General features: G+C 62.7%; 3 protein-coding genes and 1 pseudogene. All 4 read left to right on the top strand.

The genetic code is table 11. The features are described from left to right. Positions 1 to 386 (top strand): annotated as a pseudogene (locus VTU_RS32625) (IS66 family transposase zinc-finger binding domain-containing protein); the annotation flags it as partial. 17 nt (positions 387 to 403) lie between these two features. Continuing rightward, on the top strand, positions 404 to 1,204 hold the full coding sequence (locus VTU_RS30640) for an IS66 family transposase (RefSeq protein WP_010102964.1): 801 nt from the start codon (positions 404 to 406) through the stop codon (positions 1,202 to 1,204). A gap of 10 nt (positions 1,205 to 1,214) precedes the next feature. Beyond that, positions 1,215 to 2,423, top strand: coding sequence for a two-partner secretion domain-containing protein (locus VTU_RS26500; protein ID WP_081479754.1), 1,209 nt, complete (start codon positions 1,215 to 1,217; stop codon positions 2,421 to 2,423). Further along, positions 2,420 to 9,926: hemagglutinin repeat-containing protein (locus VTU_RS26495; protein ID WP_010102961.1), on the top strand; the 7,507-nt coding region annotated here is incomplete at its 3' end. The genes VTU_RS26500 and VTU_RS26495, both read left to right, overlap by 4 nt.

Genomic DNA, 9,926 nt, shown 5'->3' with positions numbered 1-9,926 from the left:
CATTGCGTCGCAAGTCTGGAAAACGCCCAGGTGGACAAGTCGGTCATCCCGGAAAAACGCTGCGCCAAGTGGCGGTTGCGGATCGCGTCATCGAGCAAAAACTGCCTGAGCGCTGCGATGCCTGCCACGCAGCATTGCCTGCAGCCCAAGCGCAAGTACAGGAACGCCGTCAGGTGCTCGATATCCCCGTCCCCCACCATGAGGTCACGGAGTACAGAACGCTGAGCCTGGTCTGTCAGTGCGGCAAATTGCACGAGAGCCGCTTCCCCGAGAAGGTGACCGAGCATGTGCAGTACGGTCCCAACATACGTGCCGTGGCAGTGCACTTCACACAAGGTCAGCTGTTGCCCTATGCGCGCGCCAGCGAGTTGGCAGCTGACCTGTAATCGGTGATACTCACCCCATGCCCTCGGTCCAAGCCATAGCGCAGCAGGTGAGCCAATCGCCCGTGGTCCATGTCGATGAATCGGGTCTGCGCGTACAGGCCAAGTTGCAGTGGCTGCACACCAGCGTCACCCCGACGCACACTTGGTATGGCGTACATGCCAAGCGGGGCATCGAGGCAGTCAATGCGTTCGGTGTTCTGAAGGACTACGTTGGTGTGCTGGTGCATGACTGCTGGGCGCCATACTGGTTGATCCAATGCGTGCATGCGTTGTGCAATGCGCACCTGCTGCGCGAGCTGACCTTCTTGGCCCAGAGCAGTGGTCAAGCTTGGCCGCAACGCATGATGGACATGCTGCTGGCAGCGCATCGAGGCTGCGAACGGGCCCGCACACAGGGAATCACAGCGGTGCCGTCACGCCAAGTGCTGCGTTGGATAGGGCGCTACCGTGCCCTGTTGGATGAGGGGCAAGCGCTCAACCCGCAGCGCGTCAAGGAGCAGGGCAAACGCGGACGGGCCAAGCAGTCGGATGCGTTCAATTTGCTGCGACGCCTGCGCGATCATGAGTCGGTGCCTTTCACGAACAACTTGGCCGAGCGGGCCATCCGGATGCCCAAGGTCAAGCAAAAAATCTCCGGTTGCTTTCGCACCTTTTCCGGGGCACAAAGCTTCTGCACGATCCGCTCCTATCCGGACACTGCGCGCAAGCATGGGGTGGGCAGGCTTGATGCATTACGGGCGGCGTTCAATGACGCTCCTATGGAGTTTGTCGGTAGCGGCCGAATAGTTACCGGCTTTCGTCTCTCCGCGTCACTTTGAGATCGGTGCCATGAACCATATCTATAGAGTCCTCTGGAACGCTGCGTCTGGCGCTTGGATGGCCGTCTCGGAAATCGCGCACGGGAAGGGCAAGGGAAGTAAATCCGCCGCTCACCATCGCAGCAGCGGTCTGTTCGGCGCGCTGGTGCTGGTCCCGCCTTTCGTGCTCGCGCAGGTGTCCTCCGTGGTGGTGGCGCCGGGGAGCAACCTCAATGCCTATGTGGCACCCAACGGTGTCACAGTGGTCAACATCAATGCAGCCAATGCGGCTGGCCTGTCCCACAACCAATACCAGAGCTTCAACGTCAATCCGAGCGGCCTGGTGCTCAACAATACGACCGCTGCACAGATTGCCTGGCAGTCACAACTGGCGGGGCAGGTGACGGCTAACTTCAATCAGGCCAACGCGGCGCGCGCGATCCTGAATGAAGTGGTGTCGAACAACCGAAGCAAGCTCGCTGGTTTCACCGAAGTGCTGGGCGGCAGGGCTGATGTGGTGCTTGCCAATCCCTACGGCATCACCTGCTCGGGTTGCGGCTTCATCAACACCGATCGCGTGACGCTGACGACCGGCAACCCTTTCCTGGCCTCCAATGGTGGCCTGGGTGGTTTCAGTGTGGGGCAAGGCGATATCCTGATCACCGGCACGGGGCTGAACGCCACGGCGCAACAGGTGCTCGATCTGGTGACGCGCTCGGTGCGCGTCGACGCGCCTGTCAACGGGAAGGATGTGAGCGTCGTCGCCGGCACCAGCCGCTGGAGCCATGACACGCGTGCGGTCACCGGCGTGGCCACCGCCACGGATGGCGCACCGACTTATTCGATCGATACCTCGGCGCTGGGTGGCATGTACACCAACCGCATCCGTCTGACGTCGACCGAGGCCGGCGCCGGTGTGCGCATGCTCGGCGAGGCGGCGGCCAGTGCGGGCGACTTCACGCTGACAGCGGCCGGAAGAGTCGAGTTGCGCAACCGCGTCTCGGCCTCGAGCGACGTGAGCGTGAGCACCGCCAGCACTGACGTCGACGCGCTCGCGCTGACCGATGCAAGTCTCACGTCCACCGGCAAGACCACGCTCGCGGCCCTGGGCGGCGTCTCGATGACCGGCAGTGCGCTGGTGGCAGGCACCGACTTGGCGGTGAGTGCGGCCAGCCTTCTCGATACGGCCAGCGCTTCGGGCAATGCCAACAACAACCTGCGCCATGCAGGGGGGAGTTGACGCTGGCCGTGAGCAACGGTGCGTCGCTCGGTGCGACCGAGTGGAGCGCAAACGGTGCCTGGAAGGGCCACTTCGGCAACCTCGTCACAACCGGCGCAACCAGGCTTTACAGCGGTGGCGGCACGCTCATTGCCAGTGCCGACCAGGGCGACCTTGCGCTCGGCCTGGCGATGCTGCAATCGGGGGGCAATATGAGTTTGTCGGCCGCCGGCAAGATCAGCACGATGACGGGCGCGGTGGTGCAAACCCTGCGCGGCAATCTGCGGCTGACGGCTGGCAACGGCATTTCGAATGCGGGCACGATGACAGCGGACAAGGGCGCGCTGAGCGCGCGCGCCAACGGCGAGATCGACAACAGCGGCCGGATCCACGCCGCAGGGAGTCTGGACATCGCCGACCGTTTCGGCAAAGCGAGCGTCAATCTGTCCAACAGCGGAACGCTGCAGACCGAGCAGGCATTGACGCTCCAGGCCGACAAGGTGCGCAACAGCGCAACCGCACGCATCCAGGCACAGGCCGGCAGCACCGTCAACGCAGCTAATATTGACAACGCGGGCGCGTGGCTGCTGTCACAGCAGGCTGGTGCGAGCGACAAGCTCGAGGTGAGAGGCTCGTTTGCCAACAACGGCACCTTGCAAGGCGCTGGCTCGGTGACGATCGAGGCAGGCAATGTTGCGAACAGCGGCACACTGATCGCTGCCGAAAATCTGAGCACATCCACCACGGGCGACAGCGTCAACAGCGGCACCGTGCAAGCCGGTGGTGCCATCGGCATGGCCAGCGGTGGTGCAATCTCCAACAGCGGCAGCGGCGTGCTGCAGGCCGCGAGTCTGGAGTTCAAGGCCGGCAACGGTTTGAGCAATGCCGGCATCGCCACGGCCCAAAGCGGCAACGCCACGCTGCGCGTGGACGGCACGCTGGACAACAGCGGCCAGTTGCATGCCAAGCGCAATATCGATATCGCTGACGGCAGTGGCACCGCGAGGCAAACCGTCATCAACAGTGGCAAGCTGCTGGCCGAACAGGCACTGTCGCTGAAGGCGGCGTCTTTCAGCAACGAGGCCACCGGCTGGACGCAGGCGGCCACAGGCAGCACGGTCACTGTGGACTCACTGGACAACGCGGGCACTTGGCTGTTGTCGCAGTCCGCGGGCACGAAAGACCAGATCACCGTGTCGGGCGCGACCAACAACAGCGGTACGCTGCAAAGTGCTGGCGACCTGGACCTGAGCGCCGCGAGCCTCATCAACAGCGGCGCGATGCTGGCGCAGGGCAAGCTCGATGCCACAACCGCCGGCGATCTGCGCAACGCCGATGGTGGCGTGATGCAAGCTGGCGCCGCGCTCACACTGACAGGGGCAGGCGTGCTGAGCAATGCCGCCGCCTCCCTGAAAGGCCGGACCGTGCAGCTCGACGCGGCGAGTGGCCTGATCAATGCCGGCGCCATCGAGGCTGGCGAGGGCGCCGTCACGCTGCGCGTGGATGGCACATTGAACAACAGCGGCACGGTGTACGCCGCGACCGATATCGACATTGCCGGGCGCAGCGGCGCTTGGGCGCAGACCGTCACCAACAGCGGCACGCTGCTGGCCGAAGGGGCCTTCACCCTCAAGGCGGCGAACATGACCAACGCGGCCACTGGCCACGTGCAGGCTAATACCGGGACGGCCGTCGCGGTGAATAGCCTGGACAATCAGGGCGCCTGGCTGCTGTCGCAGCAGTCGGGCGGTGCCGGTCGCATCGCCGTGAGCGGCACGCTGACCAACAGCGGGACGCTGCAAAGCGCGGGCGACATGATTGTCGGCGCCAGCCAGCTGAACAACAGTGGCGAGCTGATCGCCGCCCATCGGTTCACGGCCAACGTCACGACCGGCTTCAGCAACAGCGGAGCGACCGCCGTGGTCCAAGCGGATCGGCAACTGGAAGTCAAAGGCGCGGGCGCCACGCTCAACACCGCTGGCGGCAGCAGGATGCTTGGCGACGGGCTGGACATTAAGGTGGCCAGTATCGACAACGGAGGCACGATCCAGGCAGGCACGCGCAGTGACAGCAAGGTGTCGGCGTCGGGCAGGCTGAACAACCGAGCCGGCGGCGTGATCGACGCGGCGACCTCGTCGGCTGGTGCTGCCACGGTGTCGGCTGAAACGGTGGTCAATGCCGGCACCATTCAGTCTGCGGGCGCCCTGACGATCGGGGTGGGCACAGGGGGCCTGGTCAGCGACGGCACGGTCATTGCCGAGGGCGACCTTGCGTTGCAAAGCCGTACGGCCAACGCCGACTACACCGTCAGGGTCAATGGCCTCATGCAAAGCCGCAGCGGCACGCTGGTGGTCAACGGCACCGACCACAGCGCGCTGAACATTGGCACGCGTGGCACCGTCGTCGGCCAGCGGCTTGCTGCGACGCTGGGAACCGTTGCTCTTGCGGACGGCGCCACCCTGTCGTCCGAGCGCGACATGACACTGTCGTTGGGCACGCTGTCCACTGACGCTGCCAAAGCGGCCGTGTTGGGTTCGACCGACCAGAGTGCGCCCGCTGGCTCGCCTTGGCACACGCGTATCACAACCTCTAGGGCGTTGATCAACCATGGCCTGCTGTTCTCGGGCAATGACCTGACATTGAGCGCACCCTCGGTCGTCAACGGGCTGACCGGCGGGATCTCGGCGCTGCATGACCTGAGCGTTACCGCCACAAGCGGCAACCTGACGAACCAGGGCACGCTCTATGCCGGCAATGCGCTCAAGGCGTCGGCCGAGTCGGGCACGCTGACCAACGCGGCCACCTTGAGTGCCTACCAGGGGGCCATCAGCGCGGGCAAGTCGGTCGATCTGCGCGCCGACACCCTCGTCAACAACAGCACCATCGACAGCAGTGGCTCGATCACGATCACCGCGCGTGAGCTGCGAAACGAGGTGGCCGCTGGTGACACGCGTGTGTACGGCGCGGACTCGGCCAAGGTCAAGATCGAAACGGGTCATGACGACGAGTACTCCTTTCCGAATCAACATGCGTATTGGTACTACTCCGAGACCTGGCATAAGGATCAGGTTTACGCGGGCGGCACGCCCACGATCAAACCGCAGATCACGGGTGCGGGGGCGGTGAAGCTGAGCTTCAACATCGGCAAGAACCTCGGGGGGGTGATCTCGGGCGACGTGGTGACTTTCACCGGCACGGGGGCCGGCGCACGCTTCGTTAACGACGACCTGGCGCTGCAGTCCATGGCCTACAAGCGCACCTGGACCGAGCACACCAAGTACATAGCGCTGGGTCTCGCCACTTACTACGATCGCAACGTCGAGAAGGAAACGACCACCCATGCCGCCAGCGAGCTCAGCAATCTGGGCGCGGGCGTCTATGCGCGCACCCTATTGGGCAGCAACTTCGCACTGATCAACAACGGTTCGACTGCGCCGGTGGCCTCCATGGACAAAGGCGATCCGAAGAGCGCTGACGTCAAGCCGCGCCTGGGCGGTGACGTGGTCAAGGCCACGGTCGGCGAAGTGGCCAGCGGCATTACCGGCGTCAGGAGTGCCGGTATCGCCCGGATCACGACGCGCGACGCGCGCTCCGCGATATCGTTCGTATCAGTGAATGCGGCCAATGGTGTCAATGGCACCTCGTTCGGCGGGATCAACATTCCGTTGCCCCCCAACCCCAACGGTCTTTACGTGATCGTCAAGGAGCCGAACACCGGGTACCTTGTCGAAAGCAATCCGCGCTACCAGATAGGCTCGTCGACCCTGGGCTCCGACTATCTGGCCGAGCGGCTTGGCTACGACGCCGACACGCTTGGGCGTCGTTTGGGGGACTCGAACTACGAGGCCCACCTGATCAAACAACAACTGATCGCGCAGACCGGCGATGCGCTGCTCGCGGGCGTGAAAGACGCGGCTGGGCAGATAAAGGGCCTGATGGACTCGGCGGCCGGCGAGAGCACGGCGTTGGGTTTGGTCTACGGCCAGGCACTCACCCCCGAGCAGCAATCGAAGCTCACGCGCGACATCGTGTGGATGGTGCAGACCGAGGTCGACGGCCAGGTCGTGTTGGCTCCCGTGGTCTACCTGTCCCAGAGGACCAAGGCGGGCATCATGCAAGGCGCTGTCATCACGGCTGACACGGCCAGCCTGAGCCTCGCTTCGTTGACCAACACCGGTGGCACCATCGCTGGCGCGAAGTCGCTCAGCGTGCGGTCGACCGGCGACGTGCGCAACACCTCAGGAACGATCAAAGGCGGCAACGTGGCCGTCACATCCACGCAGGGCAGCGTCATCAACCAGACGGCGTCCAGTGGCTCGGGCGACGACCAGCGCTATGTGAGCGATATTGGCAAGACGGCGTCTATCCAATCGACGGGTACCCTGTCCCTGGATGCGGCCAAAGACATCGCCGTCACAGGCGCTACCGTGGTCGCGGGCGGTGATGCGCGCTTGAAAGCAGGCGGCAACGTCACCTTTGACACTTTAGAGAACAAGAGCACCGACACCACGCATGAGGTGTTCAGGGACGGCGGCACCGGAGAAATGACGGCGACGGCGGCCGCTGCGCAAGGAAAATCAGGCGTTGCCGCCGACGACAAGCAGAACGGCCCCACCGGTAGAACGACGACAACGACGACGAGCATCGTGCAAGTCAAATCGGGCCTCACCACCAACGGCAACCTGTCGATCGACGCGGGCAAGGACATCACGCTGGCGGGCACCGACACCAAGGCCGCAGGGAATGCGAACCTCAAGGCCGGTGGCGACCTGAACATCGTTGCGCGCGAAAACTCCATGGTTTCGCACTCCGAGAGCGAGGTCAGTGGCTTTGGTGTGAACAACTCATTGTTCGGATCCACCAAGGTGACCACCGATTCGAAATCGGTGCGCAATGTGGGCAGCACGCTTGAAGTGGGGGGAGATGCGTCTTTGATGGCCAAGAAAGATGTCACGATTCAAGGCTCGGATGTTGAAGTCGAGGGCGATGGCCAGATCAAGGCCGGCAAGAACGTGAATGTGCTGGCAGGCCGCGATTATGACGAAACGCGCACGACAGTGGAACGCATCGGATTTTTACAGGGTAGTGCGTCGGGAAGCGCATCCGCGAATGCGAATGCGAAGGTCGCACCGGGTAATGGAGCGAGCGAGGGAAAACTCTCCGCTGCGGGCAGCATCGAAGCCAAGGCGAGCGCATCGGGATCGGCGGGCCTTGCCTTGATGAACAAAACCAAGACGCAAACCGAGGCTACGGATTTGCGCCATGTCGGATCAAATCTGAAGTTCGGTGGTGATCTGCGCGTCGATGCCTCGCGAGATGTCAATCTGCAAGGCTCGACGATGAGCGCTGCCGGTGATGTCAAGGTCGATGCACTGAATGTGAATCTGCTGGCGGCCGAAGACAAGAAAACGTCGACAACGCAGGAGGAGAGCCTGTCGATCGGGTTGATGGCCAGTTCAGAGAATACGGTGCAAGCACGGGCCAGCGCCGAAGCTGGCGGGGGGGCTGCGAACAATACCAACCCGAATGGCAAGGTTGGAGTTTCTGGCCAGGTCTCGGCCAGTTCTGAAAATCACATCGATGTGATGCAGTACACCACCAGCACCGAATCGACATCGGAGACGTCGCACAAAGGGTCGTCCATCACAGCGGGTCGAGACCTCAGTGTGAAGGCTCGCCAAAAGTTGGTGTTGGAGGCGGGACAATTGAATGCGCAGCGCGACGTTGATCTGGACGCGAGTCAGATGGAATTCAAGGCTGTCCGCGATGCCAGCGAAAAGAAATCGAGCAGCAGCAAGACAACGGCCGGCTTGTACGTCAGCGCCAATGCCAGTGCAAGCGTCGATGCGGGTGCAGGTATTGGCGTGGGTGTACAGGCCAGCGCAACCGCTCAAGCCCAGGCCAGGGTCGAAGTGGGCGTGCGTGCGTCCAACACACGCACCACGAGTGCCGAAGGCTCAACAACTGCAGTCACTTCGGGCATCTCGGCAGGCAGAAACATCAAGCGAGAGGCGCGTGAAAGCATCACCGATGTTGGCACCCAGATCGAGGCGGAAGGAGACCTGACGCAGTCGGCCAAGACAATCAAGAGCTTGGCGGCAGCGAGTACCAAATACAGTTCATCAAGCAGTGCGAGCGACACCGTCAAGATCGGCGTATACGCAGAAGCGACGGCGAACTCCTCGGTCGGTCTGACGCGCTCTGAGAGCAGCGCCAATGCCGCTGCCGGAGTTACCGCGTCCTACAAGCATGAGGGAACTGACTCCCAGGAAATGAGCAGCCAGGCCGTGGCGTCGAACATCAAGGTGGGCGGCAACGTGCGCAGTACGTCCACGCAGAAAACCGAGTTGGAGGGCACGACGATCGATGCGAAGAAGGATGTAAGCCTTCAGGCCGACGCCTTGGACTATCGTGCAGCGCGCAACACTTCGAGCAAAAGCGAGAACACCACCAACGTTGGTGGATCTGTCGATGTCGCCCTCGTTGGGGGAGTGGGGGCGAACATCAGTGCGACCTACAACGGCTCGGAGCAAGTTGAATCGAGCAGCAAGGCTGTGGCCGGTACGATCAACGCGGGGGGGAATCTGTCGATCCGCACAAAGGGCGATGCGCGCTATGAGGGAAGCAACCTCAACGCCGGAGGAAAGGGTGATCTGGTGGCGGGGGGCAAGATCACGTTCGATGCGGCGACCAACCATGAAGAATCCCGCAGTCGCAGCGTTGGCGTCAATGCGGGCATTTCCTTGGGGAAAAGCGGCAACGGAGTTGATCTTGGGGTGCAAGTTCAGACTGCCAAAAGCAGTCGCGACCAGGAAGTCGGCGGCAGCGTCAAGAGCGCAACCGGGCCCCTCAACATCCAAAGCGGAAAGGATGCGTCCTTTACCGGCGTAACGTTTGACGCCGGCAAGAACGATGTAACGATCGCATCTGCAGGGGATCTGAGCTTCAAGGCGGCGCACGATCGCAAGGAAAGTTTGTCGGTAGGTGCCAGCGCAGGGATTTCTGGCTCCAGTGGCAAGAACAAGGGTGCGAGCAAGTTTGCTGGGATATCGAAGAACAATTCCGAGACGGGAGCTCCCAACGCGGCGGTGAATGTGGAAAGCGCAAGCAGCGACACCGTCACGGGGACTGATATCCGCAGCACAGGCAAGGTTGTATTGGCGGCGGGGAAGAGCGCGAGTCTCGAGAACGTGCAGGTTGTGGGTAGCAGCGATGTGCAAGAAACCGCAGGCGGCAAGTTCGAGAAGTCAACACTGCAAAGCACCAGCGACGGCTTTGGCGTGGTGGGGTACGCGCCAGAAATAAGAATTCCAAGCAAGGGGGGCAAAGGCGGTGCTGGCGCGAAATCGTCGTCGAGCGAATCCGGTGACAGTCCACATCCCAAAGCAGCAGCGCCTTTAGCCTCGCACGGCCCCGGCCAATCGGAAGGCACACCGGCAGAAAAGACAACGCAGCACTCGCAAAGTACGCACGAAAGGCCTGAGCCTGCTGGTGAGGGGCCTGCGTCGTCCGCGAGGAACGCGC

The organism is Verminephrobacter aporrectodeae subsp. tuberculatae At4 (genome assembly GCF_000193225.1).
In the GTDB taxonomy this organism is placed as follows: Bacteria; Pseudomonadota; Gammaproteobacteria; order Burkholderiales; family Burkholderiaceae_C; genus Acidovorax; species Acidovorax aporrectodeae.
Note: the sequence above shows the minus strand (reverse complement) of the source record. Positions and strands in the feature narration are given on the sequence as shown.